General features: G+C 35.2%; 13 protein-coding genes. 12 read left to right on the top strand and 1 reads right to left on the bottom strand.

Annotation, left to right across the window (positions count from 1 at the left end; genetic code table 11):
• Positions 1 to 61 precede the first annotated feature (61 nt).
• The 12 genes from ACYQ73_RS17200 (at position 62) to ACYQ73_RS17145 (ending at position 25,078) form a co-directional block, all read left to right on the top strand.
• Positions 62 to 1,813 (top strand): ABC transporter ATP-binding protein, encoded by a 1,752-nt coding sequence (locus tag ACYQ73_RS17200; protein ID WP_460013618.1) that lies wholly within the window; start codon positions 62 to 64, stop codon positions 1,811 to 1,813.
• 67 nt (positions 1,814 to 1,880) lie between these two features.
• The gene (locus tag ACYQ73_RS17195) at positions 1,881 to 3,593 is read left to right on the top strand and encodes an ABC transporter ATP-binding protein (RefSeq protein ID WP_460013617.1); all 1,713 of its coding nucleotides are present in this window, start codon (positions 1,881 to 1,883) and stop codon (positions 3,591 to 3,593) included.
• A 40-nt stretch (positions 3,594 to 3,633) separates the two neighbouring features.
• The gene (locus tag ACYQ73_RS17190; protein WP_460013616.1) at positions 3,634 to 5,277 is read left to right on the top strand and encodes a (2,3-dihydroxybenzoyl)adenylate synthase; all 1,644 of its coding nucleotides are present in this window, start codon (positions 3,634 to 3,636) and stop codon (positions 5,275 to 5,277) included.
• Positions 5,274 to 13,079: an amino acid adenylation domain-containing protein gene (locus ACYQ73_RS17185; protein ID WP_460013615.1), complete on the top strand. Its 7,806-nt coding sequence runs from the start codon at positions 5,274 to 5,276 to the stop codon at positions 13,077 to 13,079. The genes ACYQ73_RS17190 and ACYQ73_RS17185 overlap by 4 nt, the downstream gene beginning before the upstream one ends.
• Positions 13,076 to 14,044, top strand: a complete 969-nt coding sequence (locus ACYQ73_RS17180) for an ABC transporter substrate-binding protein (RefSeq protein WP_460013614.1) — start codon at positions 13,076 to 13,078, stop codon at positions 14,042 to 14,044. Before ACYQ73_RS17185 ends, ACYQ73_RS17180 begins: the two co-directional genes overlap by 4 nt.
• 15 nt (positions 14,045 to 14,059) lie before the next feature.
• Positions 14,060 to 14,818 carry an ABC transporter ATP-binding protein gene (locus ACYQ73_RS17175; RefSeq protein WP_460013613.1) on the top strand — a complete coding sequence of 253 codons (759 nt, stop codon included), beginning with the start codon at positions 14,060 to 14,062 and terminating at the stop codon, positions 14,816 to 14,818.
• Positions 14,802 to 15,563 carry an ABC transporter permease gene (locus tag ACYQ73_RS17170; protein ID WP_400941074.1) on the top strand — a complete coding sequence of 254 codons (762 nt, stop codon included), beginning with the start codon at positions 14,802 to 14,804 and terminating at the stop codon, positions 15,561 to 15,563. The genes ACYQ73_RS17175 and ACYQ73_RS17170 overlap by 17 nt, the downstream gene beginning before the upstream one ends.
• A gap of 14 nt (positions 15,564 to 15,577) precedes the next feature.
• A complete protein-coding gene (locus ACYQ73_RS17165; RefSeq protein WP_460013612.1) occupies positions 15,578 to 16,615 on the top strand; it encodes a methyltransferase in 1,038 nt (345 codons plus the stop codon).
• A gap of 1 nt (position 16,616) precedes the next feature.
• A complete protein-coding gene (locus ACYQ73_RS17160) occupies positions 16,617 to 22,130 on the top strand; it encodes an amino acid adenylation domain-containing protein (RefSeq protein WP_460013611.1) in 5,514 nt (1,837 codons plus the stop codon).
• Positions 22,114 to 23,235: a saccharopine dehydrogenase NADP-binding domain-containing protein gene (locus ACYQ73_RS17155; RefSeq protein WP_460013610.1), complete on the top strand. Its 1,122-nt coding sequence runs from the start codon at positions 22,114 to 22,116 to the stop codon at positions 23,233 to 23,235. Before ACYQ73_RS17160 ends, ACYQ73_RS17155 begins: the two co-directional genes overlap by 17 nt.
• Entirely contained in the window at positions 23,232 to 24,317 is a 1,086-nt protein-coding gene (locus ACYQ73_RS17150; protein WP_460013609.1) for a Gfo/Idh/MocA family oxidoreductase, read from the top strand. Before ACYQ73_RS17155 ends, ACYQ73_RS17150 begins: the two co-directional genes overlap by 4 nt.
• On the top strand, positions 24,305 to 25,078 hold the full coding sequence (locus ACYQ73_RS17145) for a thioesterase II family protein (protein ID WP_460013608.1): 774 nt from the start codon (positions 24,305 to 24,307) through the stop codon (positions 25,076 to 25,078). Before ACYQ73_RS17150 ends, ACYQ73_RS17145 begins: the two co-directional genes overlap by 13 nt.
• Positions 25,079 to 25,186: 108 nt before the next feature.
• On the opposite strand, the gene ACYQ73_RS17140 is transcribed toward ACYQ73_RS17145, so the two are convergent.
• Entirely contained in the window at positions 25,187 to 25,420 is a 234-nt protein-coding gene (locus tag ACYQ73_RS17140) for a hypothetical protein (protein WP_460013607.1), read from the bottom strand.
• Between the last annotated feature and the right edge of the window lie 391 nt (positions 25,421 to 25,811).

The raw sequence follows: 25,811 nt of genomic DNA, 5'->3' as shown, positions 1-25,811 counted from the left end.
CTGCAATGTGCAGAGAAATGTACGATACAAAATTACGATGCAAGGGAAGGGCTGAACGATAATGGGGAAAGTTGTAAAACAAAATAAAAATCCGATCTTTATGCTTCTTTCTTGGGCTGGAAAGGATAAAAAATATTTATATTCGTCTGTTTTATGTTCTTTAATTAGTGGTCTTTCGACAATTGTACCTTATTTCATTATTTATCAAATAATTGAGCAAGTCTATCACAATAATTTAACAGAAGCTTTGTTAATTCAAAATTTATTGATTTTGGCTATTTCGATAATTGTTCGATTTGGGCTCTTTGCTATTTCTGGTACCTTATCGCATAAGGGTGCCTATCGAACATTATTTAAAGTGCGTTGTCAAGTAACAGAGCATATGGCACAAGTTTCACTAGGTTCTTTAAATGAACGAAATACAGGAGAAATTAAAACACTATTAAATGAAGAGATTGAAAAGCTAGAGTTATTTTTAGCACATCATTTACCAGAGTTAGTGTTTTACTTGAGTGGTCCAATTGCTGTCTTCATCTATTTATGTACAGTTAACGTACCGTTAGCGCTTATTTCGTTTATTCCATTAATTGTTGCAGTGGCAGTAATGGCAATAATGTTTCGGGGGACGAATCAATTAATGGATCGAGGAGCACGTTCCATAGCCAATCTAAATGCAATCATTATCGAATATATTCAAGGAATGCGTTTAATTAAGGCATATAACATGAGTAGTTCATCATTTAAAAAGTTTACAAACGCAGTAGATGATGAATTTAATATCTGGAAAGAAATGTCTTTAAAAATGGGTCCACCATATGCGAGCTTTGTCATTATTATAGAATGTGGCTTACTCCTTATGGTACCTATTGGTGGAATGTGGTTTTTAAATGGTAGTTTAACAGGAAGTGTCTTTATTCTTTTTGCATTTGTAGGCTCATTGTATTTAACAGAATTACGACCTTTACAGGAATTAGGTTCAAACTTTGCACAGGTTTTAAATGCTGTAAAGAAATGCGTAGCCTTTTTAGAAACACCTGTTTTTGGGCAAGGGCAAGCATTTCCGAAGAATTACAATATCGAACTAAGTAATGTCAATTACTCTTATGATGGGCAAAAAGAACATTTAAAGAATGTGAATCTGTCTATTGCTGAAAATGAAAAAATAGCTATTGTAGGTGACTCAGGTTCTGGGAAAAGCACCATTGTACAGTTAATTTCACGCTTTAATGATGTTCAGCAAGGAGAAGTTTTGATTGGTAATCAAAATGTGAAGGATATTGATTATGAGGAATTATTAAAAAATATAACAACAGTTTTCCAAAAGACCTTTTTAACAAGTGGTACAGTGTTTGAAAACATTGTCATGGGTTCTAATGCCACACTCGATGAGGTAAGAACTGCGGCGAAAAAAGCACAAATAGATAATTTTATTATTTCATTACCTGATGGTTACGATACAAGGGTAGGGAGTTTTGGAACTAGATTTTCTGGTGGAGAAAAGCAGCGAATTGCTATTGCACGTGCCATTTTAAAAGATGCACCGATTTTAATATTAGATGAAGCAACATCCGCAGCAGACCCAGAAAATCAGGCCGAGATTGATCAAGCCATTGCTGAACTTTGTGTTGGTAAAACAGTAATTATCATTGCACACCGTCTTGGTATTATTAAGCATTGTGATCGAGTGGCAATTGTAGAAAATCAAACACTACAAGCATGTGGAACGCATCAAGAAATGCTAGAAGAAAACCCTTCATATAAAAAGACTTGGCAGGATTATAGTAAAGCTAGAGAAATTACGTATGAATTTTAACGATGTTGTACTTGTAGAAAAAGAAGGGTCTTTCAAGGGAAAGCCTATTTATGAAGGAGACTTAAGTATGGACAAAAAAAATGCATTTACAAAAAATGCTTCTTTTTATCTTTCTATTGTTTTCAATGTCATCGAGGGTATGCTAGCTGGTTTTAATTTTATCGTACTATATTACATGATTAATGCTTTAATAACAGAGCAATTAACGATGAACTTGTTAACTCGAAGTCTGTCATTGTTAGGCACTGTGTTTGTTATTCGTTTAATCATCTACGCGTTTGGTTATACGAGAGGGCAAATCGGAGGTGCCCAGATTAGTAGAATTCTTCGCTTGACAATGGGCGATAAAATGAAAAAAATACCGCTTTCCTCCTTTACGAAGGCACAAACAGGAGAGTACATTAATGCGACGACAACAAGTGTCAATAATTATGAAAATATTTTGACTCATAAAATAGGTGATATTATAAAAAATTCTTCATTTACTTTACTGCTAATTGGCTTTATTTCGACTATTTATATACCTGCTGGAGTAGTTCTGTTATTTTCAGGTTTATTGTTAATACCAACTCTTTACTTGTCCTTTTTAATGGTAAAAAAATACGGAAATCAAAAGAAAAATATTATGACAAGTAACACAAGTGCTGTAGTTGAGTATATAAATGGTATTCAAACGTTGCGATCATTTGGTTTGGGTGGTGTTAAAAATAAAGCAACAACCTCATCAATGAAGGACTATAGTGATGTTAGTTATTTATATGAGATTAAAGTAATTCCAATTGGTACAACGTTTAGTATTTTGTGTTGGCTAAGTTTACCGATTGTTCTTTATTTAGCAGGACATCAATGGCTGGAAGGGGATTTAGATGCGTCTTCTTTCTTTCTAATTAGCATTTCCCCTTTATTTACATGCAAATTATTTGGCACACTTTTTATTGATTTAACCTCTTATAAAAACTTAATGATTGCAAAAAGACAAATTGAGTGTGTCATAGAAGAGGTGGAGGAGTTATCAAATGAGACTTCTTTTGAACCTGAACAGTATAGTATAGCTTTTCAAAATGTGAATTTCGCTTATAACCAAGGGGAACCTATACTACGAAATGTCAATTTTGAAATTGATTCTTCACAGTTTGTGGCGATTGTTGGACCATCGGGTTCGGGAAAATCAACTATTTTAAATTTAATAACAAAATACTATGAGCCTGAACGCGGTGATATATTAATCGGTCAGCAAGTTATTCAATCGATTGCTTCTGAAAAAGTATTACAGAAAATTTCACTAGTCGACCAAGATATATTTTTGTTTAATGATACGATTTTAAATAATATTCGCTATGCAAAGCCAGAAGCGACAGAACAAGAAATTATTAATGCTGCGAAAGAAGCAAACTGCCATGATTTTATTGAGAAATTAGAGTATGGCTATGACACAATTGTTGGAGAAAATGGTAATAAGCTATCGGGCGGTGAAAGACAACGTATATCCATTGCACGTGCTATTTTAAAGGACAGTCCAATACTTTTATTAGATGAAGCAACAGCGTCGTTAGATATCGAGAATGAGCTGGCTGTAAAAGAAGCGATTAAAAATCTTTTGAAAAAGAAAAAAACGGTTGTGATGATTGCCCATACGCTTTCCATTATAAAAAATGCAGACAAAATCCTAGTTGTTAATGAAGGACAAATCGTAGAAGAAGGTTCACATGAAAAGCTCATTGCTAAAGAAGGCAAATATGCAGCAATGTGGAGAAAGGAACATCAATTAAGTAGCGTATAACAAAATGTATTTTGTAGATAAGAGGATGGGAGCGAAAAGCATGTCTTCACAAATGGATTGGTATTTACATGAGGTTGAACGATATGAGCAATTGGGTTTCTTAAGAAAGAAAACATTAATGGAAGAGCTAGAAATTATCGCTGAACAATTTCCTCATAACATAGCAGTTGTGGAAGGAAATCGACGCCTAACTTATCAAGACTTGCTTCAAGAAATTGAGCAATTATCGACAGGCTTTTTGTCATTAGGTTGGCGGCAGGGTGATCGGGTTTTATTACAATTACCAAATACAATTGAGTTTATTACTGTATTATTTAGTCTACTAAAAATAGGTGTGCAGCCTGTTCTGATGTTACCTTCTCATAGAGAAATAGAAATTGATACAATCGCAAAGATGGTACAGCCAACAGCTTATATATGTTGCAACGCTCATCTTGGTATTCAGTATGAGTGCATGGCTGCACAAATCATCCCTCTGCATAAAAGTATTCGATATATTGTGACGGTTGGTAAATCTACCGTACAGTGGCCAGCAACTTTTACACATGTAACATTAGATCAGCTTAAAGAAAGTAGCTATTCATTAGTGGTTAGTGATTTACCACATTATAGAGATACTGCGTTATATTTATTGTCTGGTGGCACTACAGGTATTCCGAAAATTATTCCGAAAATCCATGAGGCGTATGCTTACAATGCACTAGCCTCTGCTGAAAAATGTGGGATGGCTCCTGAAACTGTATACATGGCAGTACTATCTATTTCACATGATTATCCGTTATGCTCTCCAGGCATATTAGGCACTCTTTTTACAGGAGGCAAAGTGGTATTATGTCAAACTTCTAGCTTTGATGAAGCATTTCAAGAAATAGAAAAGGAACGTGTGACACATACCTCAATTGTACCAACAATAGCTAGCTTATGGTTAGAAGCTTTTGAATGGTATGAAGAATTGGATATGTCGAGTTTAGAGGTTGTTTTAATTGGTGCTGCTCACATAGAGCAAAAAACAGCTGTTCATTTTATGGATAAATTTCAATGTAAAATACAACAAGGATATGGATTAGGGGAAGGAATAACTTGCTTCACAGCATTAAATGATCCTTTAGAAACTGTTACGAGCTGTCAAGGGCGAGCAATTTCTTTAGGTGATGAAATAAAGATTATAGATGAGCTAGGAAGAGAAGTTCCTCAGGGTGAGCTTGGGGAATTGGTGGCAAAAGGACCGTATACATTTGGGGGCTACTATCAAGCACCTGCTTTAAATGCTGATATTTTCACAATAAATTATTTTTTACGTACTGGTGATAAAGCACGTATAACACCAGAGGGGAATATACAAATTGTTGGTAGAGTAAGGGAACAAATTAATCGTGCAGGTGAAAATATTATACCCTCTGAAATCGAAAGCTTTCTACAAGCACATCCAATTATTAAAGATGTAGCTGTTATCGGTTTGCCAGATAAAGAGTTAGGAGAGAACATTTGTGCATTTTTAGTTACGGATGGACAAAGAATTGAACGAGATGAGATATGTAGTTTTCTAATCCAACTAGGCGTTGCTCAATATAAACTTCCAGATCAAATCATATATGTAGAGCGGTTACCATTTATAAATGTAGGGAAGGTTGATAAGAACAAATTAAAACAGATTACTATAGAAAGAGAGGCGTCAAAGTATTGAGATTAAAGAATGATCTAGATAATATCCAAAGTCTAGCGTTGGAAGTCAATCATCTACTCGGTATACAGAAAGAAATACATGAGGATCAAAATTTATTAGAATTAGGCTTAAACTCCTTACAAGTGATGAAATTAGTTGGCAAACTAAAAAAAGTTGGGGTAACAATTACCTTTAAAGAATTAATATCCGAGCCGTATTTAAGTGCTTGGAATAAATTAATAAATAGAGATTATGTATATACAATTAATAATGATAACGAACTATTAGAAAATCAAGATAAGACAGTAGCTAATATGTATGAACCTTTTCCATTAACAGATGTACAGTATGCTTATTGGGTTGGACGACAAAGCGGTCAATATTTAGGTGGAAATGGCTGTCATGGTTATATGGAAATTGATGGGCGGAATATTGATATAGAGCGGCTTAAAGCAGCATGGGCATTAATAATTCAGCATCATCCTATGCTCCGTGTCAAATATACAGAAGATGGTCAACAGCAAATTTTAAAAGAATCACCTTTTACAACTATTGATGTCCACGATTTTACAACTTGCCCGCAAGTCGAGATTAGCAAAAAGCTAGAAACTATTCGCGCTAATACCTCACACCGGCTATTGGCAATTGATCAAGGGGAAGTAGCTTGCTTACAGTTATCTCTATTACCAAATGGTAAAACTCGTCTCCATTTTGATATAGACTTACTTGTAGCTGATGTTCAAAGTTTCCAAATCATTTTAAGAGATTTAGCGGCAGCTTATTCTAGACAGCAAAAACCGAAGGCACCTGAAAATTGGAACTTTGCAAAATATCTACATGATAAAGCACTAGCAATTGCCAATGAAGAAAGCAACGCAGAGGCTTATTGGAAAAACAGGTTAACTACTTTGCCATTAGGTCCAAAACTACCGTTATCAAACAATGCTGAGTTGATACAACACACCCCTAAATTTACAAGAAGGGAGCATTTTTTAGAAGAACAATCTTGGAGTGAGCTTAAATTGACTGCCTCACACCATAACGTCACACCTGCAATGGTATTGTTAGCAGCTTATGCCTATACATTAAGTAAATGGAGCAGTGAATCTCGTTTTATTATTAATATTCCATTGTTTAACCGAGATACTTTGTCTGAAGAGATAGAGCAAGTTGTAGCTGATTTTACTACGCTACTATTATTGGAAGTCGATAGTGAATATCGACAACATTTTTTAGCATTTACGAAAAGTTTACAACAGCAATTTCATCAAGATTTAAACTATACCGCTTATTCAGGTGTGAAAATTCAACGGGATATGGCTAAGTATTTCCCAGATGAAAAAGTGTTTGCTCCGATAGTTTTTTCATGTAATTTAGGCGTACCACTTATAAATGAGGAGTTTAAAGATGCATTTGGTACTATTCATTATATGATTTCACAAACGCCACAAGTTTGGTTGGATTTCCAAATGTTTGATATGGATGATGGTTTGTTATGTATTTGGGATGGTTTAGATGAATTATTCCCTTCAGGTTTGTTGGATGACATGTTTGAACTGTTTATCAAAACTATTGATTGGTTAATTGAAGATGAACAGCATTGGCTTCAACAGCCAGCTATCGAAACAAAAGCACAAGAAGTAAGACGTCAATTAATTGATAATGCCACAATAGAAGATCATGCTCAAGGCTTGCACACGTCTTTCTTCGAAAAAGCAAAGCAACAACCACAAGTTATAGCGCTTATAGATGGAATAAGTCATAAAGAAGTTAGTTATGAGACGCTGTCATTACAAGCGGAAAAGGTTGCTGCGGCCCTGTTACATAATGGTTTTAAACAAGGTGATCGAGTAGCTATTTCATTGCCAAGAGGATTAGAGCAAATACAAGCGATTTTAGGAGTACTAGCTATTGGAGGCTGTTATGTTCCTGTACATGTGACACAGCCGATTGAACGTTATAAAAAAATTATTGAGAAGGCAAATGTTTCGTTTATTCTAACAACGGCCTCCTACGAAGAAAAGTACCAAGATATTGAACAAGTACAAGTTATTATGATTATGATGGAACAGATACATCAATTTGGTCATGTGAAGTTTCCTAAAGTAGATGTAAACAGTTCTGCTTATATTATTTTCACATCAGGTTCAACGGGAGAACCAAAAGGTGTAGAAATTAGTCATAAGGCCGCTTGGAATACAATTGCAGATATTAATAAAAAATATGATATTAGCAAAGAAGATCGTATTCTAGCATTATCATCATTAGATTTTGATTTATCTATATATGATATATTTGGTCTTTTAAGTGTTGGTGGTAGCCTTGTCCTTATATCAGACGATACGGCTCGAAACGCAGATATTTGGTTAAAGTTAATATGTAATTACCGTATTACATTATGGAATTCAGTACCTGCTTTATTGAAGATGTTATTAATAGAAGCCGAGAGCGTAAAAATGATTTGTCAAAATTTACGTATTGTGATGTTGTCAGGAGATTGGATTAGTTTAGATATTCCTGAGAGACTGTTAAAAGTAGCACCGAAAGGGCTATTAGTAGCAATGGGCGGTGCGACAGAAGCGGCAATTTGGTCCAATTATTATGATGTCAATCATCCAATACCAGCAAGTTGGCGTTCAATCCCTTATGGAAGACCCCTGAAAAATCAGTTTTATAGAATTATTGATACAAGTGGGGAAGACTGTCCGAGTTGGAAAGCAGGTGAGCTGTGGATAGGAGGTGCCGGTGTAGCCAAAGGATACGTAGGAGAGCCACAATTAACTACTGAACGCTTTATTGAAGAGAAAGGTATTCGTTGGTATAAGACAGGGGATATCGGTCGATTTTGGAACAACGGCCTTATCGAGTTTTTTGGAAGAAATGATTCACAGGTAAAGGTACGGGGTCACCGTATTGAATTAGGTGAAATCGAAAGTGCTATTAGAAGTTATGAAATAGTTGAGGATGCTGCTGTCACGGTCAGAGGAGAGGAAAACCAATATTTAGCCGCTTATATTGTAAGTAGTTCTGAAAAAGAGCAAGCACAAACTATTAAATATAATAAACCAATGATTGATTGGTCTTATATTGTTCAATTAAAAGCGAATGGGGATTTTACTAAAACTTACAATGAGAATGAAAATCGTTATCGGTTGTTAAAGGATTATTGTGAATATCTTACTGTGGAAATGATTGGTAAAATAATTTCCAAATTAGGATTTCCGCTAGAAAAAGATGTTCGTTACAATATTTTAAAAATAATAGAGCGAGAAAAAATTAACAGCAGATATCAAAGTTTAATATATCAATGGTTTAGTTTTTTAGAAAAAAACAATTTAGTTTCTTGTGAAGGATCTACTATTCATAATAAACAATGCTTAATCGTTAATAGTGACGAACAGTTTAGTAGTTTAGAGAAAATGCAAACAACATATATAAGGGCGTTTGTTTCTGACTTTTTTGAAAAAAGCTATGCACTTTTAACGGGTGAACTAGAGCCTTTAGAATTATTGCTTCATCATAACATACATCCTTTAGAACAATTGACTGAAAACATGTCTGATGGAAAAAAACAGCAGGATTTAATAGCGACTCTGATTCAAACTGTTTTAAGTAATCGAACAGAACGCCAAGCACCACTCAAAATATTAGAGGTTGGGGTGCGTCATACGAACACACTTCGTATGCTAGCAGAGACTTTTTCAAAAGATGAGATTCATTATACTGCTACAGATGAGTCCAACTACTTTATAAATCGTGTTCAAAAAATAGTAGGTTTACAGCCCAATATCCATTTTAAAGTACTTGATATAAATAAATGTCCAATTTCTCAAGGCTTTATAGATGGTGAATATGATTTGATTGTGGCGTCGCACTCTTTGCATAGAGCAGTCCATATTAGAAATTCACTTAAAGATTTAAAGAAGTTATTAAAGCATGGTGGGCTATTCGTTAATTTAGAAATGACGGAGAATAATCCTCTGCAATTAGTCAGTACAGCATTTTTAGAAGATGGTTTTACACATTATAAGGATGAACGGGAAAAGACATGTCTTCCATTACTATCGGAAGATCGTTGGCTCTCTATTTTTAAAGAAGAGGGCTTCACAAATATTACGCTTCAGTCTATTGATACAGCCTTTACTCAGTATTTATTTGTAGCTCAAGTTGAAAGACAATCATTTTCAGAATTCCAGCTAGAGCCACTTAAACATTATTTAGAAAAACGATTACCAAGTTATATGATTCCTCATGTAATTATTCCATTAGAGGAGTTACCTATTACGGCCAATGGCAAAGTGAATCGAGCAGCATTACCAATCCCTGAAATTGAGCAAGTCAATTTAGCTACAAAAGAATTTATTGCACCAGCAACCCCAATCGAAATAAGGTTAGCAGAAATATGGACCGAAGTATTAGGGGTAGATGCAATTGGCATACGTGATCATTACTTTGAGCTAGGCGGGGATTCATTATTAGCTACTCAGCTTAGTGCAAAAATAAAAGAGCAATTTGCTGTCAAAATTAGCTTAGAAGCAATCTTCAATCAACCTGTTTTTCAACAGATGGCACTGTTATTAGGGGAATTAGTGCTACAAAAGACAAACGAAGAAACGGAGAAAAAGCTACCAACTATAGTGCCTAATGAGCGGGATCGTTTCGAGCCATTTCCATTAACAGAAGTTCAACAAGCGTATTGGCTAGGTCGTAGTGGTATTTATGCATACGGTGATGTATCCACTCACTGCTATTTTGAAATGGATTGCCCAGCTCTAAATCATGTAAGAGTGGAACAAATATGGAATCGTCTCATACAACATCATGATATGATGAGGGCCGTCATTTTAAATGATGGACAACACCAACAGGTTCAAGAGTTTGTAGAGTACTATTCTATTGCATCGTACAATCTTACAAATCTTTCAACAGAACAGCAAAAAGAACAGCTTACAATAGTGCGAAGTGAGATGGAGCATCAAACATTTAATCCAAGTGAGTGGCCATTGTTTGATATTCGAATGTCGACTATAAATGAACATAAAACAAGACTACATATTAGTTTTGACAATATTATTTTTGATGGTTTTAGTATGTTCTATTTATTTAAAGAGTGGAAGCGCCTATATGATGATTCTTCTGCAAAACTACAAGTGCTTCAAACTACATTCAGAGATTATATATTGGCTTATGAAAAAATTCGGGAAACAGAAATGTATGAGCAGGATATGCAATATTGGAATCAACGCATTGATAATATGTACCCTGCACCAGATTTACCACTACTTGATTATAAAGGAGATTTATCTAACTGTAAGTTTACGAGATATGAAGAGAAACTATCTTCACAGCAATGGCTAGCCTTAAAGCAATTAGCTACCAAAATGAACTTGTCTCCAGCATCCTTGTTAATCGCTGCTTATGCTGAAACTTTAGCAAGATGGAGTAGTCAACCAAAATTTACAATAAATCTTACTCGTTTCCATCGTGTGCTATTTGAACCGGATGTAGAACAGCTTATAGGTGACTTTACATCGCTTAATCTTTTATCTATTGATATGTCAAAAGGAGAATCTTTTTTAGAACGTGCTAGAAATGTTCAAAAGCAACTATTGCAGGATTTAGAGCATCCTTATGTGGGTGGTGTATATGTAGAGCGTGCAATAGCTAAAAAGTGGAATCGTCAAATGGGCATTATGATGCCATTTGTCTTTACGAGTGGATTAGGGCTTGAAAAAAATAATGGGGCAACAACAATGGGTGGCTATTTAGGAGATATTGTATATGGATTATCTCAAACTCCTCAAGTTTGGCTTGATCATCAAGTTTCAGAGCAAAAAGGTGAACTATGGCTAAGCTGGGATGCAATAGAGGAGATTTTCCCACAGCATTTAGTCATTGGCATGTTTGAGGCATACATCAGTATTTTAAAAGAGCTTTCTACGAAGGAAGATTTATGGAAAAAAAGAATTGGAAGTCTTGTGCGTTTACCATCTCAAGAGCAAGTAGGAAAAATTAAAGGGCAGGACACAGAAATATCAAATGAGACGTTGTTAAGTCTTGTTGAAAAACAAATAGCTGAAAATCCTACTAATATCGCAGTGTTCTCAGAAGAAAAAACTATTACGTATCAACAGTTATGTCATTTAAAAAATCATACTGCTCAATCATTACTTGAACGGGATAGTACTAAAGGGAAATTAGTTGCTATTGTTATGGAAAAAGGATGGGAACAAATAGTTGCTGCATTGGGGATTATTAAAGCAGGGAAGGCATATTTACCGATTGATTGTACAATGCCTATTGAACGAATGGAATTTCTTTTAAAAGAAGGAGAAGTTCAATCCATAGTAACACAAGCACATATACTCACACAGCTACCCTTCCTAAATGATTATCATGTGACGGTCGTTGATGCTAAATGTGCACATCAAGAATGTCTAGTCGATAGTCCTGACTTGTTGCCTTCAGATTTAGCGTATGTCATTTATACTTCGGGTTCTACTGGTAAGCCGAAGGGTGTCATGATTGATCATAGAGGTGCAGTAAATACAGTATTAGATATTAATCATCGACTTGCTGTTTGTACGGAGGATCGTATTCTTGCGTTATCTAACCTAACGTTTGATTTATCCGTATACGATATTTTTGGCATACTTGCTGCTGGTGGTGGAATTGTTATACCAAAAGCGGAGCATGTAAAAGAACCTGCATATTGGAAAAAATTAATACAAAATCATCACATCTCCATTTGGAATACAGTGCCGGCCTTTATGCAAATGTTAACAGAATATAGTAGGAATATAGAGTCTGCTCAGTATCCAACACTAAGGGCTGTGTTATTGAGTGGTGACTGGATTTCATTAAGCTTGCCTACAGATGTTTGGGAAATTGCGCCAAAGACTCGAATATTGGGATTAGGTGGTGCGACGGAGGCGTCTATATGGTCAAATAGTTTCGATATACAAACAGTAAATAGGGATTGGAAGAGCATACCTTATGGCAAACCTTTAGCCAATCAATATTACTATATACTAAATGATCAAATGGCAGCTTGTCCTGTGAATGTACCAGGGAAATTGTATATCGGAGGATTAGGACTTGCTATGGGGTATTGGAAAAATGAAGAGCGGACAAATGACCAATTTTTACTTCACCCAATTACAAAAGAACGTCTATATGATACAGGAGATTTAGGACGATATTTACCTGATGGCAATATTGAATTTTTAGGGAGAGCAGATTCACAAATTAAACTAAATGGCTATCGGGTTGAAATAGGTGAAATAGATTATCACCTAGCTAAATTGCCTACTGTGAATGAAGCGGCAACAATTGTTCATAAACGTAATGGAGCAACAATATTAGTGGCATATGTAGTATTAGAAGATGAACAAAATGGTCTAACTATTGAACAAACCAAAAATTTATTGGCACAAAAATTACCTAATTATTTGTTACCTACTGTGTACAAATATATTGATAAAATGCCACTGTCAGAGAACGGAAAAGTTAACCGTAAACTTTTACAACAGTTACCTCTAGAGCAAGAGGAGTCATCTGAATATAGAGAGCCTTTTACAGAGATGCAAAAAGAAATAGCGAAAATTTGGGAAGAAATATTGTCTTATTCACATCCTGGAATTGATGATGATTTCTTCGCATGTGGAGGTAATTCTTTAATGGCCATTCAAATCATCGGAAAAATAAAGGAGAAATTTAATATATCGCTTTCTATTCAAACATTATTCACTCATTCACGTCTTGAACAACTAGCAGCATTCGTTGAGGAAAACAGTGTCACTATGGAGGAAGGTGCTCTATGAGACAATATCACCTTTCTCGAATAATTTTTATGATTGTCATTTTGGCTTGCATAAGTGGGTGTAGTGAAGATACAAAAATGACCAAGCATTCTTCACTAAAAATAGGTGTGTTGCGTATCGATGATAGTCTGCCTCTTTATGTTGCAGAGAAGGATCAGCTTTTCCAAAAATATGGTGCCGATGTTGAGCTTATAGAGTTTGGCAGTGCCTCTGATCAATCGAAGGCGATGGAGGCTGGTGAGCTAGATGGCATGATGACTGATATGATCGTTCAAAATTTAATAAAAAAGGGGGGCATTGATGTTAAAACGATTGCATTAGCATTAGGTGCGACGGAGAAGGAAGGAAGATTTTTAGTCGTTTCTTCTCCACATAGCTCTATTGTTGAACCGAAGCAGCTAGTAGGGCAATCTGTCATGATCTCTGAGAATACAATGATGGATTATTTAATGGAGCAATATGAACGACATTTGAAACTAGATTCTTCTGAAATAACGAAAATTCATCTTCCGAATCTTTCATTACGTGTAGATACAGTATTAGCTGGAAAAGAAGCGCAAGCAGCTATATTACCTGAGCCATTGGCAAGCTATGCTGTTGCACAAGGTGCAAATATTGTCATTGATGATACAACACTTGGAGAGAACTTTTCCCAATCAGTCATCGTTATGATACAAAAAAACATAACAGAAAATAGAGCTGTGATTGAAAACTTCCTAAGAGCTTACAACGAAGCGATTAAACAGTTAAATCAGCACCCAGAAAAATACTTTGAACTTGCTCTAAAAGTGGCAAACGTACCGGAAATTTTAAAAGGGCATTATGCAGTTCCAGTTTTTACTCCTAATTGTGTGCCAGTACAAGAAAATGTCGAGCGTATATCTGATTGGTTAGTTTCTAGAGGATTATTGGACAAAGCTTTTCCATATGAAGATCTAGTAGAAACGTCATTGGAAGAACAATAAAAAGGGGGATATGTCGTGTATAGAATTCAGCATGTAGACTTAGCGTACAAGACAGCCTCAGGTAAGGTTAATGTTCTGCAAAACATTAACCTTCAAATATCTTCTGGTGAATGTGTAGCTATTGTTGGTGTTTCTGGTAGTGGGAAATCCTCTTTATTAAAAATTGTAGCTGGTTTGGAAAAACCGAGTAATGGAACCGTTTATTTTGATGGAAAAGAATTGAAAGGACCACAGCAGGAGATAGCGATTATTTTTCAAAATTACGGCCTGTTCCCATGGAAAAGGGTGAAAGATAATATAGCTCTCCCTTTAAAGCTTGCCAAACGACCTAAGCAGGAACGGGAAAAAGAGACACAATTTATTTTATCACAATTGAATATTCACAATCAGCAGTACAGTTATCCTTTTCAACTATCCGGGGGACAGCAGCAAAGGGTTGCAATAGGGAGAGCTTTAATCCAAAAGCCAAAAGTTTTGTTAATGGACGAGCCATTTTCAGCGTTAGATATTTTAACGAAGGAGCAATTAATACTAACATTGCAGAAAATACGTCATGAAAGAAATTTAACGCTCCTATTTGTGACACATAACATTGATGAAGCGTTGATGATGAGCGATCGCATCGTCGTCTTTCACGCGAATGGAAAAACAATTGCAGGCACCATTGAGAATGATTATCAGATAGAGGAGCGACGTAATCCTGCTTTCATGTATCGTCAACAACAACGAATTAAACAATTACTAAAGGGAGAGCCATGTGAAGAAGACATATAGTATAGTCATCGCTACCATTATCATTATTTTATTATGGCATCTATCTAGCATCTCATTGAATAAAGCTTTTTTACCTACACCTTTTGAAGCGGGACAATCATTTTTAACAGTAGTAACTAGTGGTGAATTAACACAGCATTTTTTCATAAGTAGTTATCGAGTAGGTATCGGTATAATCTGTGCTCTCTTTTTCGCGATTCCTACAGGTTTACTTATGGGGTGGAATAAAAAGATAGATCTTTTATTAAGTCCTTTATTATATGTGCTTTATCCTATCCCAAAAGTTGTTTTTTTACCAATTATTCTCGTGCTATTTGGATTAGGGGATGTCCCAAAAATCATGTTAATTGCCTTTGTTCTTTATTTTCAATTGGTAGTAGTAATTCGTGATGCCGCAAAAGGAATTCCTTATGCTCAGAAACAAGTTATTCAATCATTGAACGCTACAAAACTACAAACACTGTGCCATTTGACACTACCCTATTGCTTACCGAGCGTAATGACTTCCTTGCGAGCTTCATTAGGAACAGCATTAGCAATCCTATTTATAGCTGAAACCTTTGCATCATTTAGTGGATTAGGTTATTACATTTTAAATCGAATGGATAGTAGAGATTACTTAGCTATGTATGCAGGTGTAATAGGGCTAGCTTTATTAGGAGGAGGGCTATATGCCCTTATTAATATCGTAGAAAATACTATTTGTAGATGGTATAAATTGATGGCAGATAGCAGCAGTAATTAATAAGGAGATTAACTATGGATATACAAGAAAGTATGATACGTTCAACTATTCAAGGCTTTTCTACTTCTTATTTGCTATATACAGCTTGTGAATTAGGAATATTTGATGCCTTATTCGATGAACGAAAGCATGTAACGTTATTGGCACAGGAATTAGCGCTTGACGAAGAAATGCTCTTTCGTTTTATGCGACCATTAGTAGCTTTGAAATATATGGAGGAAGAAAATAATTATTTTAAATTACTTCCTTTAGGAGAGAAATTATCAGGACAAGCAAGTGATTCATTAAAGGATTTTTTATTATTCACAGGCAGACAGGCAATGCCTTATTGGTCGAAGCTTTATGAATCGATGAAAACGAAGAAAATCCCTTATCAATTAGTAGAACAACAGTCTTATTTTCAAGCGCAAGTACAGCAAAATGAAAAATTTGAAGTGTTTAATAAGATGATGAGTAAAACAAGTGAACGGCTTCAACTAGAAGCATATTTTGCAGAAAAAAAAGATTGGTACTGTATCAAAAAAATTATCGATGTTGGTGGAGGATCTGGAGAGATAATTGCGAAATTTTTGGGATTTTACCGCAATGCTCAAGGGATTGTAATAGATCTGCAACATGTACAACAAAAGGCAGAAGGAAAATTGGAGCTTTACGGCATCAACAGTCGATGTACATTTCAGGCAGGAGACTTTTTTCAAGAGGTACCTAAATTGGGTGATCTTTATATTTTATCTCGAATCCTTCATGATTGGGAGGATGAAACAGCAATTACAATTTTACGTAATATCGCTCAAAGTATGGGTGAAAATTCTACACTAACTATCATTGAAAAATTATTACCAGAGGTTATTGAAGGAAATGCCTCGCATTTATATATGACTGATTTAAATATTTGGACGATGTGTGGAGGTAAGGAAAGAACACAATCCCAATTTGAGGCGCTATTTCATCAAAGTGGATTAACGATCAAAGCACTTTATTTATTAAAAGAAGATGACTATCTAATAGAAGTTGTGAAAAAGGACTTCGAATATCAGGAGGGAATATTATAACATGAAAAAATTATTAGAGGAGTATAGCGAGCTGGGAGTGAACCTTTGGGTAGAAGATGGAAAATTACATTTTAAGGCTCCAACTGGTGTACTTACAAATGAACGTAAAGAGCGATTGAAAGAATATAAAGAGCAACTCCTTGATTATTTACAGAAGGAACAACAATCAATTATTCATGATACTGAAAAACGCTATGATACCTTTCCGCTTACTGATATTCAATCAGCCTATTTAGTAGGTAGAAGCAACAATTATCGTTATGGAGGAGTAGGTTGTAAAGTATATGCAGAACTAGTTGGCACTACTTTTGATCCTACACGGCTTGAAAAGGCATGGCACCAAGTCATAAAGCGACATGATATGCTCCGTGCGATAGTGTATCAGGAGGGTTATCAGCAAGTATTAAAAAACGTAGAGCCCCCAACTATACAAGTTATTGATTTATCAGATGAAGTACCTGAAGTAGCCAATCAACGATTATTACATGTAAGAAATGAGTTATCTGTTAAGCAATATGCTCCTGATAAATGGCCGTTGTATGACCTAGTTCTTACACAGCAAAAAAATCAAAGTGTTATTCATCTATCTATTGATATGTTAATTGCTGATTTTGTCAGTATCAATGTATTAATAGCAGAATTAGAACACTATTACTATACAGAAAATACTCCATTACCAGCTTTAGAAATTCAATTTAGAGATGTCATGATACAACAATATGAACAACATGATCGCTCGATTGCCAATGAAAAAGCTAAAAATTATTGGACTAGTCGTTTAGAGACTTTCCCAGAGGCGCCAGAGTTACCCGTTCAAAGCGACAAAATTGATAGCAATACAAATCGTTTTGAACAATTTAATTTCCTGTTACCTAATCATAAATGGCAATTTTTAAGTCAGAAGGCACAAGATCATCGGCTAACTCCTTCCAGTATTATTTTAACAGCTTTTGCTGAAATTATTGGCTTATGGTCAAAACAATCTCACTTTTGTATGAATATAACGATGCTTAATCGACCTAATATTCATGCTCAAATTCATGATGTAATTGGAGATTTTACGACCATCAATCTGTTAGAAATACATGCAAAAAGAGATAGAGCATTTTATGAGCATGCGGCTGAAATACAACAGCAGCTATGGACAGACTTAGAGTATCGTGATTTTTCAGGAATTGAAGTATTGCGTGAATTAAAGCGACATCGTAATCGTGATGTTATTATACCGGTAGTTTATACAAGTACATTAGGTGCAGACGCGAATAGTCATATGTCTGAAAATGAGCCTAAGTTGAAATTAGCATATAAAATTAGTCAAACACCTCAAGTATGGATTGATTGTCAAGTATCTGAACAACCGGATGGAATATTAATAAATTGGGATGTACGTGAAGGTATTTTTCCAAGTGGGCTAATCGATTCAGCCTTTCAATTTTTTGTAGATCACTTAACAAAACTTGCAACTAACGAAACAGCATGGACAGAACGTCAATTATTAGGTTTACCTGAAGCAATGCAAAAGATTAGAAATGAAGTAAATAAAACAACGATTGATTTACCTAAGGGGTTACTCTATGACAATGTGCTAGATGCTATTGCACAATATGCTAAAAATATAGCTATTTACGCAGATGGTAAATATTTTACATATGAGGAGCTCGGTCGTTATGTTTATGCCATTCAACAGGCATTGATTAATAAAGGTGTTCGGCAAGGAGATTTTGTAGCAATTGACTTACAGAAGGGTATTTGGCAAATTGCTGCTGTAATAGGAACATTAACAGCAGGTGGCGTGTATTTACCTTTAGATATTGAGCAACCGATTGCTCGTAAAAAAAATATTATAAGTGAATCACAAACCACTTTTATTTTAGGTCATGCTAGCCATAGTGATTTATACGAACAAGAATCTCTTTCCTTTATTGAAGTCGAGCAATTAAACACTGCTTTAGAAGCACAGTTAATTCCTGTACGTGTAGATGTAGAACAGCCAGCTTATATTATTCATACGTCTGGCAGTACAGGAAAAGCGAAAGGCGTTATTGTTAGTCATAGGGCAGTACTGAATACAATAATGGATATGAATCATCGTTTCCAAGTAACAGAGCATGATCGAGTTTTAGCAATTGCCAATTTAGCTTTTGATTTATCGGTATACGATATTTTTGGATTATTAAGTGTTGGTGGTAGCGTTATATTACCAGAGCATAAACGTCTTAAAGATCCAAAACATTGGTTGGAGCTTTTAACATCTCATCAAGCCACTATTTGGAATTCAGTACCAGCCCAATTGCAACTTCTTCATGCATACATGCAGGATACGACAACAACTCTTCATAAAAAATTACGTTTAGTATTTTTATCTGGAGATTGGATACCTGTTACATTACCAAAACAAATGGCACATTATTTTGAACAAGCGAAATTTATCAGCCTTGGTGGAGCAACAGAAGCAGCAATCTGGTCTATTTATTATCCAATAGATATAAATACTACCTATAAGAACAGTATTCCTTATGGTAAGCCATTAGCAAATCAATATTTTTATGTGTTGAATAAGGAGCTAGAGTCATGCCCTGATTGGACAATTGGTGATTTATATATTGGGGGAGAGGGGCTTGCCACCGGCTACCTACAGGATGAAAAAAATACTACAGCGAAATTTATTGTCCATCCTTACACTGGAGAGCGTTTATATGCAACTGGAGATATAGGGAGATTCCTACCAGATGGTGTGATTGAGTTTTTAGGGAGAGAGGATACTCAAGTAAAAATTAATGGGCATCGCATTGAGTTAAGTGAAATTGAAAGTTCTATGCAACGTATGCAGCAGATAGAGCATGCAGCGGTTATTGCAAGTAAAGATTTGGCAAGTAAAGAATTTAACATTTCAGCATTCGTGCAATCAAGGAAAAATGCAAATCAAATAAAAACATTGGTTTCTTCAGAAAGATTAACAACTGTAGTTAAAAACGCTGGAGATCAAGCGACCCATAATGTAGATCGAGAGTTATTTGCACAATGGTCTACAATTTCAAATTGGACAGCCGTACTAGATATTATGAAAACATTCCAAGACTTAGATATTTTTATAGATGATCGAGAATTTTCTATAAGTGAAATTCAGCAAATAGTCAAAGTACATCCATACTACCATCAGCTACTAAGAAGATGGCTGAATGTTTTATGTAAAGAAAATCTTATAAAGCAAAATCCAGCAACGTCAAACTATTATCTAGTCAATAAAGATTTACCACACAATGCATCAGAAATCTCTTGGCTAAAATGGAGAGACATTGAAGAAAAAATGCAGTATGGAAAAAAACTTGTGGATTACTTTGAAGATTCAAGTAAGCATCTTTTAGGTTTACTTCGCGGGGATATTGATTCATTAGATTTATTTTTCCCTAAAGGAAGCTTTGATATTGCTTTAGCGGCATATAAAGACAACCTAATTAGTCGTTCATTAAATCAAGTTACAATTCAAGCTGTCCATACAATTGTAGATGAATTTAGAAAGGCTTATCCAGAGAAAACGTTCCGAATTTTAGAGGTAGGAGCTGGCGTAGGCGGTGTAAGTTTAGAGTTAATACCAACATTAAATCATAAAAATGTAGAATATGTTTTTACAGATTTATCACAATTCTTTTTAAATGAAGCGCGAAAATCGTTTGAACCTTATAAGTGGGTTACATATGGTTTGTATGATATCAATCAATCCTATTGGTCTCAAGGAATTCAAGCATCTTCCTTTGATTTGATTTTATGTAATAATGTTTTACACAACGCTAAGAAAGCTCCACAAGTGTTACAAACATTTAAGGAAATGACAGTTGAAGGAGGAGCGTTAATAGTAGCAGATACGACTGGGGAAAACTATTCACTTCTTACATCAATGGAATTTCATGCTGGTCTAAATGATTTTGAAGACTTTAGAAAAAACAATGATCAAGTATTTTTCAATCGTGAACAGTGGCATGAGTTATTTGCAGCAACAGAGGTGGAGATAGCCGGTGTATATCCTACAAAAAATGATCCATTATCCGCTGCAAATCAGGCAGTATTTGTCGGTCAATTTATAGGTGAACGTAAGAGACTTTATGCGAGTGAGGTTCAGCAACATTTAGAAAGACAACTACCAAAATATATGATACCAGCGCATATTGAAGTGCTTCGTGAACTACCGTTATCTGAAAACGGCAAGGTGGATCGAGGTGCATTACAAAGTCGACTAGAAGCATCCAATCCATTTATTGCACAATCCGGTGAATCTCCGCAAGGTGACTTAGAGAAAAGAATTGCAGAAATTTGGGCGAAAGCACTAAATAGAGAAAGTATTTGGCGCAATGAAAACTTCTATCAAGCAGGTGGCGATTCATTACTAGTTGCACAAGTTGTGGCAGCAATGAGAGATACAATTTCAGAAGTGGAGCATTGGGAGTGGGATCAATTAATGGTAGAGATTTTACAAACACCGACTATTGCAGAAATTGCAGAAAAGATAAGTCACTCGCTTGAAAATCATCAAACAATGCAGGATGAAACTGCCTCAGATACGAAAACATCTTTCGTTATATTAGCTGAAGGAGAGGTTGGCGGAAAAATTAAAGTACTATTCCACGATGGAACGGGAACACTTACACCTTACAATCAATTGCTCCCTTATTTAATAGATGAACCTAACCGCAAAGACACGATAGCAGGATTTATTTTTGGTGATGAAGCAGATTATTTAGCCTATACACCTGAAACACTTATTCAAAATTTAGGGCAAAAATATGCGCAACAATTGTTAAAGCTAAACGCTTCAAACTTTGTATTAATAGGGTACTGTATGGGAGGGCTTATTGCTGTTGAAACGGCAAAGGTGTTACTTGCAGAAGGTGTTCAAGTTGAACCAGTCATTACAATAGATACTACGCCTTGTGATGCAAAGCTTCGAAATGATCTATTAATGGAAAGAACATTTGGTTTATTAATAGGCGCTGATCTTGTAAAAAGTGGTCACGATGTCGAGGATGAATTACTTAAAAAAGCACTACATGATTTAATCAAAAAAGAAGCGAATACCATTACAATTGAAGATTTATGCAATCTAACCGGAGAGTTTGCACCAATTGCACAATGTTATCAAAAGCTTGCTAGCAAGTCTCCTAAACAGAGATTAGTAGATTTATATACTACCGTCCCAGCTTTGCAAGGTGATATTTCAGCTTTTCAAAAGCAACGAATGGTAACGCTATATCAAATCTTCTGTCAAAGCTTTAAAGGTGTTGTATCGTATGGAACCGAGCCTTTCATGGGAGACGTAGTTGCATTTAGTTGTATTGATAAAATATCATCCTTTTTACCGGTAATTGGTACAAGAAACGAAGAATTTTGGAGAGATATTACATTTGGTCATTTAAATATCATTCCTATAAATGGTAATCATATTACGTGTTTGCAGGAGCCTAATGTGAAAGAGACTGCTCAATTACTGCTTAAAGGAGTAAGCCATGAACCATCAATTTAAAATAGGAATTATTGGCTACAATGGGGCTGTTGGACAAGCGGTTGTAAGATATTTAAAAGATAAATATCCATTACGCTGTGGGAGTAGAAGTGAGCATAAAGAACATTCTCAATTAGACAAATTTATGGAATATATGCAGGTAGATATATATGACCAAATAGCGCTAGAGACATTTTGTGCAGGTTGTACAATCGTGTTAAATTGTGCAGGCCCCTCGTATAGCATTATTGATAGAGTGGCTCAAGCTGCCATAAAAGCTGGGGCCCATTATGTCGATGCATTTGGGGCAGATTTGTTGGAGAAGAAATTTATACAACAGGAGCTAACAAATATAATGATTCTTTCAGCAGGAAGTTTTCCCGGTTTATCGGGGATTCTTCCTCGCCTATTAGCTCAAGAAGGATTTGATCAAATAGATAAAATAAGCGGCTATGCAGGAGGAGAAGAAGCATATAGTAAAGGCGCAGCAGCTGATATAATGCTTAGCTCCATCTATGGTTTTGGTACTGCGAATGCCTTTTATAAGGATGGAAAAATAGTACGTGATATAGCACAGACAGAAAAAATAAATGTGACAATTAATGGTGAGGAAAATACAGTCTATGCTCAAAGGTATATAACAAATGAAACAATTCACCTTGCAAAAAAGCTACATATAGCCGAAGCACATTGGCATAATATTTATCCAAATAAAGATGTTTTTTCATTATTACAACAAGCATGTATACAATTAGCAATGAAAAATACGCCTGAACATTTACATCAAATTGTAGATGACCTGATGGAAAAACTTATCATTTTCCCTGTTCGACAAACATGGTACACACTCGTCATAGAGATGATTGGAAAATTTAAGGGACAATCGATACGACGACAAGCTCAATTACTTTGTCAAAATAGCTTTACGATTAGTGGAATTATTTGTGCGTTATCTGTAGAAGCCATTATAGAAGGGATAATTCAGGAAAATGGAGTTTATTGGGCTTGCGACATATTGAATCCAAATAATGTCATGCGAGAATTGCATGAACAGAGTGTGATAGAAGATTTTATCATTACTTCACAGACAGAAAATCACCTAGACTTGGAGGAAGGGATATTATGATGCCATTAAGAGTAGTCGTTTGTGGTACGAAGTTCGGTGCTTATTATTTGCAGGCAATCTTAAATTTACCATCTCTTTATAAGCTTGTAGGTATTTTATCTAAGGGTAGTAAACAGTCGCAAGAACTCGCCAATACATTGAATGTTCCACTTTACACAACAGTAGAAGATATAACAAATGAGCAGGTGGATGTTGCGTGCGTTGTTGTTAAATCAACGATCGTGGGTGGAGAAGGGACAAATATAGCACAAGCATTTTTAGAGAAAGGTATACATGTTATACAGGAGCATCCTGTTCATGAGGATGACTATGTAAAACTAATTAAAAGTGCGAAAGTAGGTAATTGTAAATATCACTTAAATAGTTTTTATCCAAATGTCGATGCTGTACATTCCTTTATACAAACGGCGAAAACATTAAGAGAAGTTAGTGATATTATTTATTTAGAGGCGGCTTGTAGTATCCAAGTATTATTTCCAATGCTAGATATTATAGGGCAAGCCCTTGGTAATTTACAATCCTGTATATTTGAACCAGTTAATGACCCTACAGAGCATAATCCTTTCTATATGCTATCTGGACAAATACGGGACACCCCTGTGACATTACGTATTTTCAATCAAATGGATTTAGCTAATCCAGAAAGTAACATTTATTTATTGCACAGAGTGACTTTAGGAACGAATAGAGGAACATTGTATTTACCGGACACGCACGGTTCAGTGCATTGGATGCCGTGTATGAGTTCGTCATTAAACGAATCTCCTATATTAAATAAGAGAATAGACAATAAATTTCTAAGCTATCCAGTAGAGGAGATTGTCTTTACTGCACAAAACAATAGCTTCGAAGATCACTATAAAAAAGTATGGCCTAAAAGCGTTGAACGTTCTCTTCTAACATTTTATGAAGATATTTGGAATCGTTCTTACTTTAATCAAACAACACAATATTATTTAACAGCTTGTAAATTATGGAATGATATTGGCAGAAAAATAGGACCCTCTCATAAAGTTTACATACGGGAACGAGAACCATTAAGAATGAAGGATATCAAGGAGGATGAAGAATGGGTGTGGTAGACGTTAAAAAGTGGTTTCCTTTTGTGGACGAGTTAGATTACGAAAATAGTAATAAGCTTTTCTGCTTCCATCATGCTGGAGGCAGTGCCGCCGCTTTTAGAAATTGGAAAACATGGGAGCAGAACTTAGCTGTATTTCCGATAGAGCTACCTGGTAAATCAACAAGAATAAAAGAACAGTATATTACAGATTATCTTCATGTGATGCCACAAATTGCAGAAGCAATTAACAGAGTAACAAACCAAACGCGAATATATTTTTATGGTCATAGCATGGGAGCTATTCTTGCTTTTAAAACAGCCTGTTTACTAGAAGAAAAATATAAAAAAAAAGTGAATTTATTAATAGTAGCAGGTCGCCATGCACCCCAAGATCATTTCCCTGATGACTATCAAACATATATGGATGATAGTGAATTAGTTAAAGAATTAATACGAGTAGGAGGTACACCGAAAGAGTTATTGGAAAATAAAGAAGTTTTACAACATATTTTACCAATAGTGAAAAATGATTATCGTTTGAATGAGTCTTTTGATTATCGTAATGAATTATTTCATGGTCCGATTGTTGCTCATTGCGGAACTAATGATCCAGATGCACCAGCAAGTAGTATGAAAAATTGGGGAAATGTCACGACAAATTCTTTTAATTTGAAAGAGTTTTCGGGAAGTCACTTTTTCCCATATGAAAATAAACAGGATTATTATAAGAGTTTGGAGCAGAACTGTACACAGAGTTCTTCTAAGATTTGTATTAAGTAAAAAAATTTTAAAATGAGGGTATCTTAAAATTAGAGATACCCCCGTTTTGTATTCATATAAAGTATTTATTGAACCTGTAAAAGCTGTAATATATCCTTACCAATTTGCTCAGGGTTTGTCTACATCTACCCATTTAACTACCTCAATATTTTTCTTAGCAAGCACACGTTTTTTGTTATAAAAATCGTTTCTTAAGTCTTTAAATAAACCATCTACAACATTTAAATAGACCTTCGACATTTTTAAATTTTCAAGCGATGAATAGTCTTGTTGTAATGACTGAATGGCCATGTCTAATTTTATATAGTCGTATAAGATTGGTCGATCTTCGTGATTAATCATCAGTGTCCATCAGCTTTGCATCTTGTATATCATTAAATGCAATACGTTTTACTGATATATCTGTATCCAGTAATAGCTCCCTAAACAGGGTTAAATGTTGAATTAGAGGGAGTTCTTTTTTATAATAATTTCATACTTAGTTAGAACGATTGACACCATTTTAGTCATCGAATACTTCTTGAAGTGGGAGACTGCAACTGAATAAATATAAATATCTATTGGATTACTGTTGACAATTTAATTGATAATGATTATCATTATCGTATAAAGAATATTCCTTGACTACAATACAATGTAGAGAGGATGTACTTTAGCTACTTTTCTCCAGAGATTGGCTAGTTCATGATTACGAACCTGAAACCCCCCTTATATTTCGGGAACGTGAAAATTT

The organism is Lysinibacillus sp. CTST325 (assembly GCF_054665055.1).
Note: the sequence above shows the minus strand (reverse complement) of the source record. Positions and strands in the feature narration are given on the sequence as shown.